This is a genomic window from Zavarzinia aquatilis (genome assembly GCF_003173035.1).
Lineage (GTDB): Bacteria > Pseudomonadota > Alphaproteobacteria > Zavarziniales > Zavarziniaceae > Zavarzinia > Zavarzinia aquatilis.
In genome coordinates, this window is record NZ_QGLE01000001.1 from 251,383 (window position 1) to 269,856 (window position 18,474).

At 68.4% G+C, this 18,474-nt stretch carries 21 protein-coding genes; 7 read left to right on the forward strand and 14 right to left on the reverse strand.

Going from position 1 to position 18,474, the window contains the following annotated elements; genetic code table 11:
• From pth to DKG74_RS01245, 4 genes are all read right to left on the reverse strand, one after another.
• Nucleotides 1-624, reverse strand: coding sequence for an aminoacyl-tRNA hydrolase (pth, locus tag DKG74_RS01230; RefSeq protein WP_243403987.1), 624 nt, complete (start codon nt 622-624; stop codon nt 1-3).
• Nucleotides 625-699: 75 nt separating this feature from the next.
• Nucleotides 700-1,323 (reverse strand): 50S ribosomal protein L25/general stress protein Ctc, encoded by a 624-nt coding sequence (locus tag DKG74_RS01235; protein ID WP_109901778.1) that lies wholly within the window; start codon nt 1,321-1,323, stop codon nt 700-702.
• A 101-nt stretch (nt 1,324-1,424) separates the two neighbouring features.
• Nucleotides 1,425-2,609 (reverse strand): multidrug effflux MFS transporter, encoded by a 1,185-nt coding sequence (locus DKG74_RS01240; RefSeq protein ID WP_109901780.1) that lies wholly within the window; start codon nt 2,607-2,609, stop codon nt 1,425-1,427.
• 2 nt (nt 2,610-2,611) lie between these two features.
• On the reverse strand, nt 2,612-3,058 hold the full coding sequence (locus tag DKG74_RS01245; protein WP_109901782.1) for a MarR family winged helix-turn-helix transcriptional regulator: 447 nt from the start codon (nt 3,056-3,058) through the stop codon (nt 2,612-2,614).
• Between the two features lie 168 nt (nt 3,059-3,226).
• Here DKG74_RS01245 and DKG74_RS01250 point away from each other — a divergent pair, with 168 nt between their 5' ends.
• The gene (locus DKG74_RS01250; RefSeq protein WP_109901784.1) at nt 3,227-4,543 is read left to right on the forward strand and encodes an MFS transporter; all 1,317 of its coding nucleotides are present in this window, start codon (nt 3,227-3,229) and stop codon (nt 4,541-4,543) included.
• Nucleotides 4,544-4,607: 64 nt separating this feature from the next.
• Here the strand turns inward: DKG74_RS01250 and DKG74_RS01255 are convergent, their stop codons facing one another.
• The 4 genes from DKG74_RS01255 to lgt form a co-directional block, all read right to left on the reverse strand.
• Complete coding sequence (locus DKG74_RS01255; protein WP_109901786.1) at nt 4,608-5,543, reverse strand: ribose-phosphate pyrophosphokinase; 936 nt, start codon at nt 5,541-5,543, stop codon at nt 4,608-4,610.
• A 243-nt stretch (nt 5,544-5,786) separates the two neighbouring features.
• Entirely contained in the window at nt 5,787-6,554 is a 768-nt protein-coding gene (gene pgeF, locus DKG74_RS01260) for a peptidoglycan editing factor PgeF (RefSeq protein WP_109901788.1), read from the reverse strand.
• Nucleotides 6,551-7,630 (reverse strand): class I SAM-dependent methyltransferase, encoded by a 1,080-nt coding sequence (locus DKG74_RS01265; protein ID WP_109901790.1) that lies wholly within the window; start codon nt 7,628-7,630, stop codon nt 6,551-6,553. Before DKG74_RS01265 ends, pgeF begins: the two co-directional genes overlap by 4 nt.
• Nucleotides 7,627-8,472 carry a prolipoprotein diacylglyceryl transferase gene (gene lgt / locus DKG74_RS01270; RefSeq protein WP_109901792.1) on the reverse strand — a complete coding sequence of 282 codons (846 nt, stop codon included), beginning with the start codon at nt 8,470-8,472 and terminating at the stop codon, nt 7,627-7,629. The genes DKG74_RS01265 and lgt overlap by 4 nt, the downstream gene beginning before the upstream one ends.
• A 127-nt stretch (nt 8,473-8,599) precedes the next feature.
• Between lgt and DKG74_RS01275 the strand changes: the two genes are divergently transcribed.
• The 3 genes from DKG74_RS01275 to DKG74_RS01285 all read left to right on the forward strand — a co-directional run bounded on the left by DKG74_RS01275 (nt 8,600) and on the right by DKG74_RS01285 (nt 10,414).
• On the forward strand, nt 8,600-8,854 hold the full coding sequence (locus DKG74_RS01275) for an accessory factor UbiK family protein (protein WP_109901794.1): 255 nt from the start codon (nt 8,600-8,602) through the stop codon (nt 8,852-8,854).
• A gap of 10 nt (nt 8,855-8,864) precedes the next feature.
• Nucleotides 8,865-9,530: a gamma-glutamylcyclotransferase gene (locus tag DKG74_RS01280; RefSeq protein WP_207779189.1), complete on the forward strand. Its 666-nt coding sequence runs from the start codon at nt 8,865-8,867 to the stop codon at nt 9,528-9,530.
• 254 nt (nt 9,531-9,784) lie between these two features.
• The gene (locus DKG74_RS01285; protein WP_109901796.1) at nt 9,785-10,414 is read left to right on the forward strand and encodes an NAD(P)H-binding protein; all 630 of its coding nucleotides are present in this window, start codon (nt 9,785-9,787) and stop codon (nt 10,412-10,414) included.
• A 101-nt stretch (nt 10,415-10,515) separates the two neighbouring features.
• Here the strand turns inward: DKG74_RS01285 and DKG74_RS01290 are convergent, their stop codons facing one another.
• The gene (locus tag DKG74_RS01290) at nt 10,516-11,172 is read right to left on the reverse strand and encodes a DsbA family oxidoreductase (RefSeq protein WP_109901798.1); all 657 of its coding nucleotides are present in this window, start codon (nt 11,170-11,172) and stop codon (nt 10,516-10,518) included.
• The gene (locus tag DKG74_RS01295) at nt 11,169-12,059 is read right to left on the reverse strand and encodes an alpha/beta hydrolase (RefSeq protein ID WP_109901800.1); all 891 of its coding nucleotides are present in this window, start codon (nt 12,057-12,059) and stop codon (nt 11,169-11,171) included. Before DKG74_RS01295 ends, DKG74_RS01290 begins: the two co-directional genes overlap by 4 nt.
• Nucleotides 12,060-12,151: 92 nt before the next feature.
• Here DKG74_RS01295 and DKG74_RS01300 point away from each other — a divergent pair, with 92 nt between their 5' ends.
• Complete coding sequence (locus tag DKG74_RS01300; RefSeq protein ID WP_109901802.1) at nt 12,152-12,919, forward strand: SDR family NAD(P)-dependent oxidoreductase; 768 nt, start codon at nt 12,152-12,154, stop codon at nt 12,917-12,919.
• Between the two features lie 4 nt (nt 12,920-12,923).
• Here the strand turns inward: DKG74_RS01300 and DKG74_RS01305 are convergent, their stop codons facing one another.
• Nucleotides 12,924-13,478, reverse strand: coding sequence for a helix-turn-helix domain-containing protein (locus DKG74_RS01305; protein WP_207779190.1), 555 nt, complete (start codon nt 13,476-13,478; stop codon nt 12,924-12,926).
• A 55-nt stretch (nt 13,479-13,533) separates the two neighbouring features.
• Here DKG74_RS01305 and DKG74_RS01310 point away from each other — a divergent pair, with 55 nt between their 5' ends.
• On the forward strand, nt 13,534-14,433 hold the full coding sequence (locus tag DKG74_RS01310; RefSeq protein ID WP_207779191.1) for a DMT family transporter: 900 nt from the start codon (nt 13,534-13,536) through the stop codon (nt 14,431-14,433).
• Here DKG74_RS01310 and DKG74_RS01315 read toward each other — a convergent pair.
• The 3 genes from DKG74_RS01315 to DKG74_RS01325 are packed head-to-tail and all read right to left on the reverse strand — an operon-like array spanning nt 14,402 to nt 17,221.
• Nucleotides 14,402-15,166, reverse strand: coding sequence for a uracil-DNA glycosylase family protein (locus DKG74_RS01315; protein WP_109901806.1), 765 nt, complete (start codon nt 15,164-15,166; stop codon nt 14,402-14,404). The genes DKG74_RS01310 and DKG74_RS01315 overlap by 32 nt on opposite strands.
• Nucleotides 15,163-16,632 (reverse strand): acetate--CoA ligase, encoded by a 1,470-nt coding sequence (locus DKG74_RS01320; RefSeq protein ID WP_207779192.1) that lies wholly within the window; start codon nt 16,630-16,632, stop codon nt 15,163-15,165. The genes DKG74_RS01315 and DKG74_RS01320 overlap by 4 nt, the downstream gene beginning before the upstream one ends.
• 10 nt (nt 16,633-16,642) lie before the next feature.
• Nucleotides 16,643-17,221 carry a phosphonate degradation HD-domain oxygenase gene (locus DKG74_RS01325; RefSeq protein ID WP_109901810.1) on the reverse strand — a complete coding sequence of 193 codons (579 nt, stop codon included), beginning with the start codon at nt 17,219-17,221 and terminating at the stop codon, nt 16,643-16,645.
• A gap of 103 nt (nt 17,222-17,324) precedes the next feature.
• Here DKG74_RS01325 and DKG74_RS01330 point away from each other — a divergent pair, with 103 nt between their 5' ends.
• The gene (locus tag DKG74_RS01330; RefSeq protein WP_109901812.1) at nt 17,325-18,458 is read left to right on the forward strand and encodes a CaiB/BaiF CoA transferase family protein; all 1,134 of its coding nucleotides are present in this window, start codon (nt 17,325-17,327) and stop codon (nt 18,456-18,458) included.
• Nucleotides 18,459-18,474: the final 16 nt, after the last annotated feature.

The window sequence follows — 18,474 nt, forward strand, 5'->3', positions numbered from 1 at the left end:
TCACTCTCCTGATGGTTTGGCCGGCGGTTGTTTGGCCGGCTTCGGCGGCGCCGTCAACAGCGCAACCTTGGTCTGGAAGCCCGCGTCGTCGCCCGCGACCAGCAGGGGCAGCGCGTCGGCGACGGCGTCGAGCAGGGGATCGAGCCAGCTCTGTTCAACCTTGGCGAAATCGCCGAGAACGTGGCGCGTCACCAGGGCCTTGTCGCCCGGATGACCGATGCCGAGGCGGACCCGGCGATAGGCGGGGTCGAGATGGGCGTCGATGGAACGCAGGCCGTTATGGCCGGCATGACCGCCGCCGGTCTTCACCTTGATCCGGCCGGGGGCGACGTCCAGCTCGTCATGGAAGACGATCAGATCCTTGCTGCCCAGCTTGTAGAAACGCAGGGCCTCGCCGACCGAGCGGCCGCTCTCGTTCATGAAGGTCTGCGGCTTCAGCAGCAGCACCTTGTCGCCGCCGGGGCCCAGTTTGCCTTCGGACAATTCGCCCTGAAAGGCCCGCTTCCACGGCGAGAAGCGGTTGCGGTACTGGATGCGATCCAGCGCCATGAAACCGATGTTGTGGCGATTGCCGGCATAAGGGCTGCCGGGATTGCCGAGACCGACGAGAACGATCATCGGCATCTGTCTCCCCAGAATCCGCGCCCCGGAAGAGGGGGGCAACCCGCCGGCCCGAAGACCGGCGGGTTACGCGACTGATTACTTCTTGCCCTTCTTGGCGGGCGCGGCCTCGGCTGCGGCCGGGGCTTCCGGGCCACCGGTCGGCGGGGCGATGGTGACGACCGTGAAATCGCGGTAGGCGATGGTCGGCTTCACGCCTTCCGGCAGGGTGACCTTGCTGATGTGCACCGAGTCGCCGATCTCGAGACCGGCGAGCGACACGGTCAGCTGCTCCGGCACCGCGTCGGCGGGGGCCTTCAGCTCGACGACGTGACGGACGATGTTCAGCACGCCGCCCTTCTTGATGCCCGGGCTGGCGACCTGGTCGACGCAGACCACCGGCACTTCGACCGTGATCAGGCCGTCCTTGGCGATCCGCATGAAGTCGACATGCAGGGCGCGGTCGGTGACGGGGTGGAACTGCACGTCGCGCGGCAGCACGCGCTCGACGCGGCCGCCGATGGTCAGGTCGAACACCGTCGACAGGAACTTGCCGGTGGCGAGTTCGCGGTCCAGGAACTTCTCTTCGACCGAAACGACTTCGGCGGCTTCCTTGTTGCCGTAGATCACGGCAGGGACTCGACCGGCACGACGAGCGGCCCGGGCGGACCCCTTACCAGCCCGGTCGCGCGCCTCGACGGCGAGAGTAGCGATCTTGCGCATCTGTATCTCCAATAGTAAACGCCCGCCTCCAGGGGTGCGGGCGCCGATGAACGCGGGTTGATAGCGCAAAAGTCCGGCCGGCGCAATTTGAAACGCCGGTTTCAGCCCTCCCTCGCGCGTGCGGCGAGGCGGAACGACACTTGCGCCACCACCCCCGCGACGCTGAGCACGATCGTCGCCGCCAACACGGGGCTGGATCCCACCCCGGCGAGGGCGGAACACAGCGCGCCGACCGCCATCTGCACGAAGCCATAGAGGCCGGAAGCCGAGGCGACGGCGCGCGGATCGACCGAAACCGCCTGCGTCATGGCGGCGGGGGAGGCGACACCCATGCCGAAGGTGAAGCAGAACATGAGCCCGACCAGCGCCGGCACGGTGACGGCCCCGGCCAGAACCATGCCGAGCGCGGCGACGGCGGCAAGAAGGCTGAGACCGTTGCCGTAGGCCAGCATCCGCCGGGGTGCGATGCGGGTGGCGAGAAAGCTGGCCAGGATGCTGCCGGTCCAGATACCGAAGATCAGCAGGGCGAGGTAGATGCCGACCTCGACATCGGGGCGGCCCAGCTCGTGGACATAAATATAGGGCGCGGCCGCGACATAGGCATACATCGAGGTGGTGGCGCAGGCCCCGCCGAGGGCATAGCCGAGGAAGGCCGGCGAGCGCAAAAGGCCGAGGTAGTTGCGCAGCACCTGCGCCGCGTCGCCCGCGGCGGCGCGTGGCGGCTCGGGCAGCAGGCGCCAGCTCAGCACGAGATTGGTGAGTCCGAGGCCGCACAGCGACCACAGGACGGCGCGCCAGCCGACCGCCTCGGACAGAAGGCCGCCGACGAGAGGCGCGACACCGGGGCCGATCACCACCATCAGGTTCATCAGGGCCATGCGCCTTGCGGCATCGCTTCCCGTCGACAGGTCGCGCACGATGGCGCGGCCCAGCACGAGCCCGGCACAACCGCCCAGCGCCTGAAACAGCCGCGCCGCGATCAGCGCCTCTGCATCGGGCGCCAGCGCCGCGCCAAGGCCGGCAAGCGTATAGAGGACGAGCCCCGCCATCAGCACCGGCCGCCGGCCGAGGCGGTCGGCGAGGGGGCCGTAGAACAGCTGCCCGAAGGCAAGCCCCAGGATATAGAGGCTGATCGTCAGCTGCATGGTCGAGGGGCTGGCGCCCAGCTCGCCCCCCGCGCGCGGCAGCGCCGGCACGAAGATATGCATCGCCAGCGTGCCACTGAAGGTCAGCAGCGCCAGCAGCCAGAGCGGGGTGCCGCGCCGGGGTAGGGTCTGTTCGGCCATGATCAGGACTCCGCCTCGCCCTGCAGGGTGGCGCAGATCCGGCGCAGCACGCGGGCCGTCGTCGCGATATCGTCTTCCGACACGCCGGCGAGGGCACCTTCGCGCACGGTCATCGCCGCCGCTTCGGCTTCATCGGCGATTTTCTGACCGGCGGCGGTCAGGGTGATGGCCTTGGCCCGCCGGTCGCTGTCCTCGCGCCGGTCGATCAGGCCGCCGGCCTGCAAGGTATCGAGCAGGCGCACCACCGCCGAGCCGTCGAGATTGAGCACGGCGGCGATCTGCTTCTGCCGCATCGGCTCGGGCGTGCGGGAGAGATGGACGAGGGGCAGCCAGGTCGCCTCGGTCAGGCCGAGGGGGTGCAGCCCCCGGTCGACCGCCCGGCGCCACAGCCGTGCCGTCTGGCCCAGCAGGGCGCCGAAACCCATGCGGGGATCGGGGGATTGAGGCATGGTTCGCCAGTTCCGAGTGATGGATGACATATCAATAATTGATCTGGCGATAGTCGAGCCGTGAAGACTGCGCAGGGCACCGATGACGCGGCGGCGGTGGCGCGGGCAGGGCTTTTGTGGGATTGCCTCACCCTTCCCCCATCTGTCCGAATGCCGAGAGCCGTCATCATGTCAGCATCATCCGAGAGTCCCGCGCGCCGGCTGAGCGGCCGCGACGCCAAGACCCTGGCCCTGGCCTCCCTCGGCGGCGCGCTCGAATTCTACGACTTCATCATCTATGTCTTCTTCACCGCGGCGATCGGCCATGTCTTCTTTCCGGCCTCGATGCCGGACTGGCTGCTCCAGGTGCAGACCTATGGCATTTTCGCCGCCGGCTATCTGGCCCGGCCGCTGGGCGGCATCGTCATGGCGCATTTCGGCGATCTGGTCGGGCGCAAGCGCATGTTCACGCTCTCGGTCTTCCTGATGGCGGTGCCGACCCTGATCATCGGCCTGATGCCGACCTATGAGACCATCGGTTACGCCGCGCCGCTGCTCCTCGTCGTCATGCGCGCGCTGCAGGGCGCGGCGATCGGCGGGGAAGCGCCGGGGGCCTGGGTCTTCGTCTCGGAACATGTACCGGCGCGCCACGTCGGCTTTGCCTGCGGCCTGCTCACCGGCGGCCTGACGGGCGGCATCCTGCTCGGCTCCCTGATGGCGACGGCGATCAACAGCGGCTTCACCCCGGACGAGGTGATCGCCTATGCCTGGCGCATTCCCTTCATCGTCGGCGGTATCTTCGGTCTCGTCGCCATGTATCTGCGCCGCTGGCTGGAAGAGACGCCGGTGTTCGAGGAAATGCGCCAGCTGAAGGCGACGGCCGACGAATTGCCGCTGAAGCTCGTGCTGCGCCACCATGGCCGCGCTGTCATCGTCTCCATGCTGGCGACCTGGATGCTGACGGCCGGCATCGTCGTCCTCATCCTCCTGACGCCCGGCCTCATGCAGAAGCTGCACGGCATCCCGGCGACCGACACGCTGTTGGCCAATGTCGCCGCGACGCTGACCCTGACCGTTTCGACCGTCCTCGTCGGCATTCTGCTCGACCGCTTCGGGCCGCGCATCGTCGCCATGGTCGGCGGCATCCTGCTGATCGTGGCCGCCTACGCGCTCTATATCGGGCCGGCGCTGGACCCGGCGCTGCTGCTGCCGATCGACGCCTTGGCCGGCTTCTGTGTCGGCGTCATCGGCATCGTGCCCGTCGTCATGGTGCGCGCCTTTCCGCCCGCGGTGCGTTTCAGCGGCCTGTCCTTCTCCTATAATGTCGCCTATGCGATCTCGGGCGGCCTGACGCCACTCGCCGTCTCGCTGCTCGTCGCCGTCGATCCGCTGGCCCCGGCGCATTATGTCGCCGCCGTCACGGTGATCGGCGTTGCTGCCGTCGCCTTCGGCACCGGACGAGGTCATGCGACGCGACTGTCAGGTCTGGGCGCCCCGGCGGAATAGGCCGGGCGCAACAAAAAAGGGGCCGTCGACGCGGCCCCTTTTCATGTGGCTCCTGGCCTCCCGTTCAGTCGAACAGGCTGGAGACCGAGGTTTCGTCGTTGATGCGGCGCATGGCTTCGGCGATCAGGGGGGCGATCGAGACGCGGCGGATGTTGCGGCACAGGCGGACCGCCTCCGTCGCCTGGATCGAATCCGAGATGACCAGCGATTCGAGCTGCGAGGCCGAGACGCGGGCGACCGCGCCGCCCGACAGCACGCCATGGCTGACATAGGCGGAGACCGACTTGGCGCCCTTGGCCTTCAGCGCGCCGGCGGCATTGCACAGGGTGCCGGCCGAATCGACGATGTCGTCGACGAGGATGCAGCGGCGGCCGGAAACGTCGCCGATGATGTTCATCACTTCCGATTCGCCCGCCCGCTCGCGCCGCTTGTCGACGATGGCGAGGTCGGCGTCGATGCGCTTGGCGATCGCCCGGGCGCGGACCACGCCGCCGACGTCGGGCGAGACGACCATCAACCGCTCGTCCGTGCCGTATTGTTCCTTGATGTCATGGACGAAGGCCGGCGCGGCGAAGAGATTGTCGGTCGGGATATCGAAGAAGCCCTGAATCTGACCGGCGTGCAGGTCGAGGGTCAGGACCCGGTTGGCCCCGGCGGTGGTGATCAGATTGGCCACCAGCTTGGCCGAGATCGGCGTGCGCGGGCCGGGCTTCCGGTCCTGGCGGGCATAGCCGAAATAGGGGATGACGGCGGTGATCCGCTTGGCCGAGGCGCGGCGCAGCGCGTCGATGCAGACCAGCAACTCCATCAGGTTGTCGTTGGTCGGATAGGAGGTCGACTGGATGACGAAGACGTCCTGGCCACGGACGTTTTCCTGAATCTCGACGAAAATCTCCTGATCGGAGAAGCGCCGGACGCTGGCCTTGGTCATCGGCAGATTGAGATAGGCGGCGATCGCCTCTGCCAGCGGTCGGTTGCTGTTGCCGGCCAGCACTTTCATGAGCGCACCCGCTTGTTGATCCTGGGGAAGGACGGATTGGGACGCGAGGCCTTCGGCACCGCGAAATGCGCGCGCTTTTTAACAAGCCGTCACGGGGCTGTAAACGAGGCTGGCCATTTATCGGCGCAACTGTGGACTGCCGGCCACGCAGGGGACCGGCGCCGCGGGTTCAGAGCATGACGCAGCTGGCGAGCAGTCCGAGCACGAGGAAGAGGGTGAAGAACAGGATATGGGGCATCGCCGTCAGTCCAGCATGATGGCGGCGACTTCGCGGCCGTAATCGCCCTCGCCGCGATGGGTGGTGCGGCGGAAGGAAAAGAAATCCGCTTCCCCGGCGAAAGTGTCGAGGCCGGTCAGCTCGATGGTGCCGATGCCCGCCCGCCGCAGCCGGTCCGCGACAAAGGCGGGCAGGTCGAAATAGGGCCGGCCGGCCGGATCGGGGCGGTGGAAGAAGGCGGCCGCGGCAGCGCCGTCGCTCTCGATGAAGCGGGCCTCGAATTCCGGGCCGACCTCATAGGACGAGCGGCCGATGCAGGGGCCGATCACGGCGGATATCCGCGACGGCGCGGCGCCGAGGGCGACCATGGCGGCCACCGTCGCCTCCGCGATGCCGCCAAGGGCACCCTTCCAGCCGGCATGGGCGGCGCCGATGACGCCGGCCTGCTTGTCGGCAAAGAGAATGGGCGCGCAGTCGGCGGTCAATATGCCGAGGGCAAGGCCCTTTCGCGCTGTCACCATGGCGTCGGCCTTCGGGCCTTCGCCGGGCGCCCAGGGGGCATCGACGGTGACGACCTCGGTCGAATGAATCTGATGGAGCGAAAGCAGGGCTCCGGCGCCAAGCGCGCCCGCGATCCGCTCCCGATTCTCGAGCACCGCCTCCCGCGCGTCGGACGAGCCGAGGCCGCAGTTCAGCGAGGAATAGATGCCTTCCGAGACACCGCCGCGGCGGCCATAGAAACCATGGGACAGGCCGGAAAGACAACTTGCGCTGAAGACGGGGGGCTGGGTCATCGGATCGCGTCGAACAGGGGGGGCGGGGGCGTGGCCGCGCCGGTCAGGGCCAGCGCCTTGAACAGGCTGCCCATCTGATCGGACGCGGTCAACCGGCGATGGGCGGCCAAGACCCGCTCCGCCGCCTCGGGGTGGGCGGCGGCGAGACGCTGGGCCCGCAGGTCGATCCCGAGGCCGCGCAACAGCGCGCCCTGGGTCAGCGGGCCGAAGGCCGTGGCCCCTTGCGCCGTCGCCGCGGCGGCGAGATGGGCGAAATTCACATGGGCGGTCAGATCGGCCTCGCCCAGGGTCGAAAGGACATCGGCATAGCGATGGCGCGAGACCGCCTGCAGCGTATCGGCGAAGCCGCGATGCGCCGCGCCGTAGTCGATGGCGAGCAGCACGCCGCCCTGCGCTGCCAGCCGCCGTCCCAGCTCGGCGGCGATGGCGATCGAGGCCGGCGACCATTCGAGGACGGCACCGGCTTCCGCGATTTCATGCGGGGGCAGCAGGCCGGGCGCCAGCGCCTCGGGCGCGAGGCCGAAGGTCAGGCGATCCTCGCCGTCGAGGCCGACCATCCGCTCGTGAAAGCCGCCATCCGCGAAGACCGCCTGACGGATCGGCAGGGCATCGAAGAATTCATTGGCGAGCAGGAGAAGGGGGGCATCCACCGGCAGACTGTCGATGGCGTCGTGATGAATGACCGGCGCCTTGATCGTCTCGGCCTGAATCCGGCGCAGGCGGGGCGATGTTTCCACGAGATGGACGGGCGCAGCGAGCGGGAAGCCCGGCACATGGGCAAGGGCGCGGCGCGCATCCGCCATCAGGGTGCCCCGCCCGGGTCCAAGTTCGCCGAGGATCGCGCGGGCCGGCGATCCCATCGACTGCCAGACCGCGCCCAGCCAGAGGCCGAGCACTTCGCCGAACATCTGGCTGATCTCGGGCGCGGTGATGAAGTCGCCGGCCGAGCCGAAGGGCTCCTGCACCTGATAATAGCCATGCGCTTCATGCGCCAGCGCCTGCGCCATCACCTCGGCGATGGACAGGGGGCCCTCGGCCGCGATCCGCCGGGCGAGCAGGCGGCCGAGCGGGGTCATGCCTTGTCGGCGTCCTCGGCGAGGGCGCTGCGGTCGGGGGCCGGACGACGGCTGGCGGTGACCAGCAGCCACAGGCCGATCAGCGCCATCGGGATCGACAGCAATTGACCCATGGTCGAGGCGAAGACGAGGAAGCCGAGCTGGGGATCGGGCTCGCGGAAGAATTCCGAGAAGATTCGCGCCATCGAATAGCCAACCAGGAAGACGCCGGTCAGCGCGCCCATGTTGCGCCGGATGCCCCTGGCGTTCAGCACCATGAGCAGGGCGAACAGGCAGATGCCCTCGAAAAAGGCTTCGTAGAGCTGGCTCGGGTGGCGGGGCAATTGCCGCTCGTCGCGCGGAAAGATCATGGCCCAGCCGACGGTGGTCGGGCGGCCCCACAGTTCGCCGTTGATGAAATTGGCGATCCGGCCGAAGAACAGGCCGATGGGCACCACGGCGGCGACGATATCGCCAAGGGCGAGCAGCGGGATGCCCCGGCTCCGCGCGAACAGCACGACGGCGAGGATGACGCCGAGCAAGCCGCCGTGGAACGACATGCCGCCTTCCCAGATGCGCAGGGCCTGCAGCGGCTGGGCCAGATACTGATCGAAATTATAGAACAGGATATAGCCGACGCGCCCGCCGAGGATGATGCCGAGGGTGAGCCAGACGATCAGATCGTCGACCTCGCGCGGGAGCACCGGCGTGCCCGGACGGTTCGCCAGCCGCATGGCGAGGCGCCAGCCCAGCAGGATGCCGGCGACATAGGCGAGGGCATACCAGCGGATCACCAGCGGCCCGAGCTCGATCGCCACGGGGTCGATCGCGGGAAAGGCGACGAGGGGAAGCGTCGTGAACATCGGGCAGGCTCCGCAGGGAGGGGCGAGGCGGTTTGTCGACCGCGCCCTTCCCCATGTCAAGCGTGCGGCATCGCGGGCCGTCGCCGCCGTTGCATCGGCGCCGCGACCGGGGCAAAGTGCGAGGACCATGCAGACCGAAAATCGCTTTCTCGATGATCTCGCCCGTCTCGCCACGGGTGCCGTTGGTGCGCTTCAGGGCGTTCGTCAGGAAGCGGACGGTGTCGTCCGCCAGCTGGTGGAACGCTTCGTCGCCGACATGAAGCTCGTGCCGCGCGAGGAATTCGAGGCGGTGAAGACCATGGCCGCCAAGGCCCGCGCCGAGAACGAGGTCCTGTCCGAACGTCTCGCCGCCCTCGAGGCGAAGCTGGCCAATCAGGGCTGAGGCCCCGGCCTTGAGCCTGAGCCGGGACGTGCTGGCGGCGGAAGGCTTCGATGCCTTCATCCAGCAGATGCTGCCGCCCGGCTACATGCAATTCCTCACCCCCGAAGAGCGGGAAGCGTCGCTGCAGGCGGCACTGTCGGCAGCGCCCGATGGTGATATCTGGCTGTTCGGCTATGGCTCGCTGATGTGGAATCCGGCGATCCGCCATCTCGGCCATCAGGTCGGGCTGGTGCGCGGATGGCATCGCCAGTTCTGCCTGTGGACGCCGATCGGCCGGGGCACGCCCGAATGTCCGGGCCTTGTCCTCGGCCTCGAATCCGGCGGCTCCTGCCGGGGGCTGTCATTCCGCATCGGAAGGGCCGAGGCGGAGGAAGAATTGCGCCTCGTCTGGCGGCGGGAAATGCTGTCCGGCGCCTATCGGCCGCGCTGGGTCACGGTCGAGACCGCGGATGGCCCGCACCGTGCGCTGACCTTCGTCATCAATCGCGATAACCCCCGCTACACCGGCCGCCTCCCTGAGTCGGAGACGGTCACGGTGCTCGGCTCCGCCGCGGGCCACCTCGGCAGCAGCCGCGATTATCTGTTGCAGGCGCTGCAGGCGCTCGAGTCCTTCGGGATCGAGGACCGGCGGATGCGACGGCTCGCGCGGCTGGTCGCGCTGATCCCGGAAGCGTGAACCGTTACGTTTCAACTGTGCCGGATATGGTGTTGATATTGCATACCGAAAGCACCGTTTCGGGGCGACCCGGCTTGCGGAAAATCGGGTTTCCCGCCTAATTTAGGGGCGTAGGCCGGCACCCTCAAGCAGCGCCCGATGGTCCGGGCCAGCACCGCCAGCCTGCCGTTTCGACTAGGACATCATCCACTCAATACTGGCCCGCCGAGCCGGCAATCTCGGCGGGCCTTTCTTTGATCTTCAACGGGCGATCCATGAAATTCCTGCTCCTCGGCGCGACGGGGGCCGTCGGGCGCGCGGTGTTGCGGCAACTTCTGGCCGACGACGCGGTGACGGCGGTGATCGCGCCGACCCGCCGGCCGCTGACCCCGGCGCCGAAACTGACCAATCCGCTGACCGATTTCGCCGCTCTGCCCGGCGAGGGCGACATCTGGCAGGCGGACGCAGTGGTTTCCGCTCTCGGCACCACGCAGAAGATCGCGGGCAGCCGTGACGCCTTCCGCCGCGTCGACCTCGATCTGGTGATCGCGACGGCCGCCGCCGCGCGGCGGGCGGGCTCGGCATCGCTCGCCGTGGTTTCGTCGGTCGGTGCCGCCAGCCGCTCGCCCTCGTTCTATCTGCGGACGAAGGGCGAGATGGAGGCAGCCCTCCGCGCTCTCGGCTATCCGTCGCTGACCATCGTGCGGCCGTCGATGATCGACGCAAGGCGCGATCCGCCTCGAGGGCTGGAAGAATGGGGAACGAAGGCCTTTCGCCTGTTCGCGCCCCTGATCCCCGCGCGCTATCGCGCGGTCACGCCCGAGCAGATCGCGCGGACGCTGATCGCCGCCGCCCGCGCGGCCGCGCCCGGTGTCCGCGTGATCGAATCGGAAGACATCGGCTGACCTCTTGCCGTCATCCCGGCGCCGGCCGGGATCTTGTGCCGGCAAGGGTGCCTTCCTGGTGACGGGGCGCCGGAGCGACGAGGATGTGAGGAAAGCCGACGTCAGCCCGCCGACAAGTCCTCGCCGGCGGCGACACGGCGCAGGATTTCCAGCCAGCTTTCCGCTGGCTGGGCGCCGACCACGGCCCATTTCTGGTTGATGACATAGGTTGGCACGCCGGTCACGCCGATGCGGCGGGCGAGGTCATCCTCGCGCCGGACGAGGTCGCTGTCCTGATCGCCGGCCAGCAGTTCGGCGACGATGGCGGCATCCATGCCCGCCTGTTCCGCGACATCGAGCAGGACGACGGGGTCGGAAATATCCTCCCCCTTCTCGAAATAGCGGCTGAACAGATCTTCGATCACCGCGGGCTGGACCCCGGCGCTGCGCGCCCAGCGCGCGAGGCGATGGGCGTCGAGGCTGGAGGGCATCCTGGCGATGGCGTGGAAGTCGAAGGGAATGCCTTCCTGCCGGCCGATCTCCGCCAGCGGCTCGTGCAGGCGGGGCAGGCGTTCGGCACCGAATTTGGCGGCGAGATAGGCATCCCGGTCCATGCCCTCGGCGGGCATGTCCGGGTTCAGCATATAGGGCCGCCAGACCCGCTCCACCGCGATGTCGGGCAGCTGTTCGAGGGCGCTGTCCAGCCGGCGCTTGCCGATCCAGCACCAGGGACAGACCATGTCCGAGACGATCTCGATGGTAACGGGTTCCGTCGTCATTTACGCAGCTTCTCCCCGATCCAGGTGCCGGCAGCGGCGATGGCGTCGCGTCCCTCGCCCAGCATGGGGGCGAAGAAATGCCAGACGTGGATCATATCCGGCCAGATTTCGAGCCGGGTGTCGACCCCGGCCGCGCCCAGCCGGCCGGCGACCGTCACCGAATCGTCCAGCAGGCATTCGGCGGTGCCGACATGGATCAGCACGGGGGGCAGACCGGCGAAATCGCCGTTGAGCGGCGACGCGAGGGGCTGCAGCGCGTCCGCGCCGCCAAGATAGGCGCCGGCGAAACCGTCCAGCCGCGCCTTGCTGATCATCGGGTCTTCCGCCGCCTTGGAGGCGATGGTGGGCAGGCTGTTCGTCAGATCGGCCCAGGGCGAGATCAGGAAGGCCGCGCCCGGCAGGGGCAGGCCCGCATCCCGCGCCGCCAGCATCAGGGCAAGGCTGAGGCCGCCGCCGGCCGAATCGCCCGCGACGGCGATGCGGGATGGCGCCATGCCCCGGTCGAGCAGATGGCGATAGGCGGCGAGGGCATCGTCGACGGCGGCGGGGAAGGGCGCTTCCGGCGCCAGCCGGTAGTCGATGGCGAGGGAGGTGATGCCGGCCGCCTTGGCGATGCTCCAGGCCAGGCGCCGATGGGTGTTCAGCGAGCCGAGGCAATAACCGCCGCCGTGAAGGTAAAGGAGGGCGGCATCGCCCGCCGCGCCTTCGGGCGTCGCGAATTCGGCGCGGCAGCCGGCGATGTCCAGCAGCTCGACGGCGGTGCGATCATCGGGATCGACCGGTGGCGCGATCGTCTCGTAAAGCGCGCGGGTTTCCGCGATGGTGAGGTCTTCCCGGCCAGCGGCGGCGAGGGCGGCCCGGATCGCGGCCATTTCCTGGGTACTCATGAACGCTTGCTCTCCTTTTTGTATTTATGTTGTTGGGCGGCATGGTTGCCCGTGCTGAACGAACGGGCAAGACGCAAAAATGGGAGAGAGCCATGACCGATACCGCCACCCTGCCGCTCGCCGGCCGTCACGTCTTCATCACCGGCGCGACGTCGGGCTTTGGCCGGCGCTTCGCCCTCGTGCTCGGCCGGATGGGCGCTTCCGTCTCGGTCTCGGGCCGGCGGGTGGAGCGGTTGACCAGCCTCGTTGCGGAACTGGCGGCGGAAGGCATCAAGGCCCATGCCGTGCCCCTTGACGTCACCGATCTTGCGGCGGTTGAACCCGCCCTGCAGTCGGCGGAAGCGGCGCTCGGTCCGCTCTATGCCCTCGTCAACAATTCGGGCGTCGGCGGCGGCAGCGGCATCGAGAAGGAAACGGTCGAGAATTACGACTGGATCATGAACACCAATGTGAAGGCTGTCTATTTCCTCGCCCAGGCGGCGGGCCGGCGCTTCATCGAGCGGAAAGAAAAGGGCCGCATCGTCAACATCGCCTCGATCGCCGGGATGCGCGTGCTGCCCAAACTCTCGGTCTATTGCATCTCGAAGGCGGCGGTGGTGCAGATGACCAAGGCCATGGCCATCGAATGGGCGCGTCACGGCATCAATGTGAACGCGATCTGTCCCGGTTACATCGAGACCGAGATCAACGCCGATTTCTTCCGCTCGGAACCCGGGCAGAAGTTCATGGCCCGCTTCCCGCGCGGCCGCATCGGCAAGGTCGAGGACCTGGACGGTATCATCTCGCTGATGCTCGATCCCCGGTCCGAGTTCATGACCGGCGCCATCGTCAATGTCGACGACGCGCAGCTGCTGATGTGATCGGTCAGATCACGACGTTGCGCAGGAAGCGCAGCGGCGTATCGCCTTCGTTCACGAAGTCGAAGGCGCCGTCCGCGCGGTAAGCATGGGATTGCCCGGCGGCGAGGACGACCGTCCCGCCGGGCAGGGCGATGGTCAGCCTGCCGTCAAGGACGAAGACCATTTCCCACCAGTCGCCCGGGGCGGCCTCGGACCGATAACGCTCCCCGGGCGCGAGGCGCCATTGCCACAGCTCGGCGAGCCGGCTCGCCGGGGCGGATTGCAGCAGATGGGCCTGACTGGCGCCGGATGCGCCCTGCCAGGCGAGGACGGGGCTATGCGCCGCCGCCTCCCGGTCGACGATCAGATCGGGCAGCATTACGCCGAGGGCGGCGGCGATCCGGTCGAGGGTGGACAGGCTGACGTTGCTGTCCCCGGACTCCATCGCCACCAGCATCCGCCGGCTGACCCCGGACGCTTTCGCGAGCGCGTCCTGACTGAGGCCCGCGTGTTGCCGCAGGCGCTTCAGATTGGCGGCGAGATGGCCGAGGACCGGCGCTTGACGTTCCGATATGTGCATTATATTGCTCAAAGCCATTGTGCAGTTTATTGCGCATCCGGGGCAGGGGCAAGTCATGACGGTCGGGCAGGGGGAGATGCGGGCGGCAGCGGCGCCGATGGGGGAACTCGTCCCCGCGCTCGTCCTCCTTGGCATCACCGCGGTCTGGGGCGCCACCTTCCTGATCATCCAGACGGCGCTGACCGATTCCGGTCCGCTCTATTTCCAGACCCTGCGCTATGTCGTGGCGACCGTCTGTCTCGTCGCCGTCTCGGGCCGCCATCTGCTGGGCGTCACCCGGCTGGAGCTGTTCGTCGGCCTCGCGACAGGGGTCGCGGTCGCGGTCGCCAACGGGATGCAGGCGGTGGCGCTGCAATGGATCCCCAGCTCGACCTCGGCGTTCCTGACCGCGCTCTATGTGCCGCTGGTGCCGATCGGGCAATGGCTGTTCATGCGCGAGCGGCCGGGTAACGTCGCCCTCGTCGGCATCGCCATGGCTTTCGTCGGCATGGCGCTGCTGGCGGGGCCGGACGCCCTCGATGTCGAGGCGGGGCGCGGCCAGATCCTGACCATCGCCAGCACCTTCATCATCGCCTTCGAGATTGTCGCCATCGGTGCCTATGCCCGGCGGATGGACCCGCGCCGGGTCTCGGCGGTGCAGCTCGTCACCGTCGCCGTGCTGACCTTCGGCGCCATGGGCGTGGCGGGGGAAGGCATTCCGGACCACACGCCACTCCTGCTCGCCTGTGCCGGGGGCCTTGGCGTCGCCACGGTGGCGATCCATGTCGCCATGTATTGGGCGCAGCGCCGACTGTCGCCGACCCGGGCGACGCTGATCTATGCGATGGAGCCGGTCTGGGCCGGATTGATCGGCCGCGCCGTGGGTGAGCGACTGCCGCTGGCGGGGCTGGTCGGCGCGGCGCTGATCGTCGGCAGTATCGCGATCAATGCCCTGCGCTTCCGCCGTCGGCCCTGAGCAGGCGCAGCGGCCGGAAGTAATCCTGCACGCCCTGGTCGTTGATGAAGCCGATGTTGTAGGGATGCTCGGCCGAGAGCACGGGAAAATCCGCCGCGCCCGGAAGTTCCGCCAGCTTCATCGCGAAATTCCCGAACAGCAGCAGCTTCGCCTCCGGCCGCGCCCGGTGCAGGTTGGCGAGGAAGCCGTCCATGAAGCCTGCCCAGGCCTTGGCGTCACGCGCCTTGTTCGCGGTCAGGACCGGGATCGCATTGATGCAGAGGATGCCCTCCTGCCGGATGCGCCCGAACAGCGCCGCCATCGTCGGCACGAAGCCGAGGGCGGCGGGGTCGAGGGCGGCAATGTCTTCCGCCTTCGCCTCCGGCGAAATCAGCCCTTCGGCGACCAGCAGCATCTTCATGATGTTGCGCATGGAGGTGGCGCGGTTGACGGGCTTGGACAGGCCGGCGGGCGACCACAGACTGCCCACGGCACCATCGTTGAAGGCTTCGCCGATCGCCGCTTCCCTGCGGGGATAGGGCGACTCCCCGATCAGCACGGCCTTGACGGAAGTCAGCGCAACATGGCGCAGCGCGGCCAGCAGATAGCCAGGGCCGGGCAGCCAGTCCTGCGCCGCGAGCCCGGCGAGATAGGCGGGGTCGAGCCGCGCCGCCGGGGCTTCCAGCAGGGCGCGCCAGTCGTCGGAAAGACCCTCCGTCGCCGCGGCGAAGGGATAGCGGGCGAGCGCGCTCACAGCAGGGCCAGCGCCCGGCGCATGATCTTGCCGTTGGCGGTGCGCGGCAGGCTGTCCACCACGATCACCTCCTTCGGCCGCTTGTAGGCGGCCAGTTTTCCGGCGGCATGGGCCAGCAGGGCGTCCCGCTCGATGGCGGCGCCATCGCGTGGCACGACATAGGCGCAGATGACCGAGGTCGTCTCCGACACCTGACGCTCGGCGACCGCGACATCGGCGATGCCGGGATGGCCGGACAGCGCCGCCTCGACCTCGAGCGGGGAGACGCGGTAACCCCCGGCGTTCATCAGGTCGTTGTTGCGTCCGTGGAACCAGAGGTAACCGTCCTCGTCCAGATGGGCGAGATCGCCGCCGGCGAACCACTCGCCGCGCAGCACTTCCGCTTCCTCCGCCGGGCGCCGCCAGTAGCCGAGCATGAGGCCGGGGTCGCTGCGATGGACGGCGAGGAGGCCGATCTCGCCCGCGGGCAGCGCCTTCCCGCTCTCGGGATCGAGGATGGCGATGCGCCGGCCGGGCTGGGCCTTGCCCGGGCTGCCGGGCCGGGCGGGGCCGGGCGGCGACTGGCTGACATAGGTCGAGATTTCCGACATGCCGAGGGCTTCGTAAAGCTCGGTCCCCACCGTCTCCCGCCATTCGCGCAGGATGACCGGCGGCAGGCTCTCGCCCGCGGTCAGGCCGTGGCGCAGGCTGGACAGGTCGTGGGCGCCGGGCTCGCCGTATTTGAGGATCTGGCGGTAGAGGCCGGGCACGGTGGCGAAGATCGTCGCCCGGACCCGCTCGATCAGCCGCGGCCAGACCATGGCGTCGCGCGGCCCGTTGTAGAGACAGGCGGTGGCGCCATTGGCCCAGGGGTCGGTCAGGCCGACGCCGAGCGTATAGGTCCAGTTGAAGGCCCCGGCGTGCAGCACCCGGTCCTCGCCCGAAATACCGTACCAGCCCTGATACATCGGCCGCCGGCCAAAGGCGCTGCGCTGGCCGTGCAGCACGCCCTTGGGCTTGCCTGTGGTGCCCGAGGTATAGACGAGGAAGGCGGGGTCGTCCGCCGCCGTGTCGGCGAAATCGCCCATCGCGCCATGCGCCGCCCAGTCGCGGATGGCGGCGGCGGGAATGACCGAAACACCATCCGGCACCGCGATATCGCCCAGGCCGGCGCCGACGGCGATCGCCCTTGCGCCGCAGTCGGTCAGCAGGAATTCAGCCTCGGCCCCCGTCAGCTGCGACGAGGAAGGCAGGGCGATAATGCCGGCGGCGATCGCCCCGAACCAGGTCAGGGCATAGGCGACGTCATTGTCCATGCGGATCATCAGCCGGTCGCCGGGGCGAAGGCCGGCGTCGAGCAGGCCCCGGCCGACCCGGAGGACGGCGTCGCGCAGCGCGCCGAAGCTCCACACCTCGTCGTCATGGGCACCGGCGAGAATGAGGCCGGTCTTGCCCGCGTCATGCCCATCGAGGCAGTAGCGGGCCATGTTGAAGCGTTCAGGCACCATCGGATGAGACAAGGCTTTCCAGCAGCGGGCGATAATGATCGAAGCTCGGCACCTCGAGGCCGACGATCTTCGCCTCCTCGTCCCAGACCCGGAGGCGGAGCGCGTCGCGGCCATGGGGCAGGGCGTCGAAGGCGGCGACTTCCGCCGCCGACATCGGCCCGCCCTGCAGGGCGAGGCTGCGCACCGAGGCGGGCGACAGCCGCTCGAAATAGCCGGGCCGGGCCGCGCAGAGGTAACGCTTGGCGGCGACATGCAGGCGGACCGGATCGGCGACCTCGGCGCCGAAGAAGCGGGCCAGGTGATCGGCGCCGCCATCCTCGTGCCGGGCATCGTAACCCTCGACCGCGGCGCCTTCGCCCTTGGGGTCGAGCAGATGGCCGATATCGTGCAGCAGGGCGGCGGCGACGAGGCCGGGGGCGGCATGGGCCCGCTCGGCGCAGGCGGCGGCCTGCAGGCCATGGGCGAGCTGGCTGACCGATTCGCCGCCCTCATAGGGTATGGCGCCGCGTTCGGCATAGAGGTGGGCGATGGTCTCGACGATCTCGGTGGCGGACTTACGCGGCGTCATCGGTCTATCCTCGACAAGGGCGACATAATGCTCGTGACCTTTGTTCACGTCACGGTTAAAAACCTGTACTAACAAAGGAAGATGACAATCCGGGGAGCAGGTGATGGGTCCGTTGAAGGGCATGAAGGTCGTCGAGATCGCGGGGCTGGGGCCGGGGCCGTTCTGCGCCATGCTGCTCGCCGATATGGGCGCCGACGTGATCCGGGTCGAGCGTTCGGCCAAATTCGGCGTCGTGAACCCCAAGTTCGATTACCTGAACCGTGGCAAGCGGTCCATCGTCGTTGACCTGAAGAAGCCGGAAGGCGTCGAGACCGTGCTGAAGCTGGTCGAGAAGGCGGACATCCTGCTCGAAGGTTTCCGTCCGGGCGTGATGGAGCGTCTCGGCCTCGGCCCCGACGATTGCCTCGCGCGCAATCCGAAGATCGCCTACGGCCGCATGACCGGCTTCGGCCAGACCGGGCCGATGGCCAAGGCGGCGGGCCATGACATCAATTACATCGCCATGTCGGGCGCCCTGCACATGATCGGCCGGGCGGGTGAAAAGCCGGTGCCGCCGGTCAACCTCGTCGGCGATTTCGGTGGCGGTGCCCTGTTCCTCGCCTTCGGCCTGCTCGCGGCGGTGATCGAGGCGCGGACCAGCGGCAAGGGCCAGGTGGTCGACGCCACCATGATCGACGGCGCCGCCCTGCTCTCGACCATGATGTACGGCATGAAGGCGCAGGGCCTGTGGCGCGACGAGCGGGGCGTGAACCTGCTCGATACCGGCGCCCATTTCTACGAGACCTATGAGACCAGGGACGGCAAATGGGTCTCCATCGGCTCGATCGAGCCGCAGTTCTACGCCGAGTTGCTGCGCCTCGCCGACCTCGACGTGGAGGTCTTCGGCAACCAGATGGATATCGGCCGCTGGCCCGAGATGAAGCAGAAACTGGCCGAGGTGTTCAAGGCGAAGACGCGCGATGAATGGTGCGCGATCATGGAAAACACCGACGTCTGCTTTGCCCCCGTGCTGTCGATGGACGAGGCGGCCCGCCATCCGCATAACGTCGCGCGCGGCACGTTCTTCGAGCAGGGCGGTCATGTCCAGCCGGCGCCGGCGCCCCGGTTCAGCCGCACCGTGCCCGCCACGCCGGCCGCGCCGCCCTTGCCCGGCCAGCATACCGACGAAGTTCTGGCCGATTGGGGCATTTCCGCCGATGATGCGGCAAAGCTGAAGGTGGCGGGGGCCGTCGCCTGAAACCTGCCAATGGGGG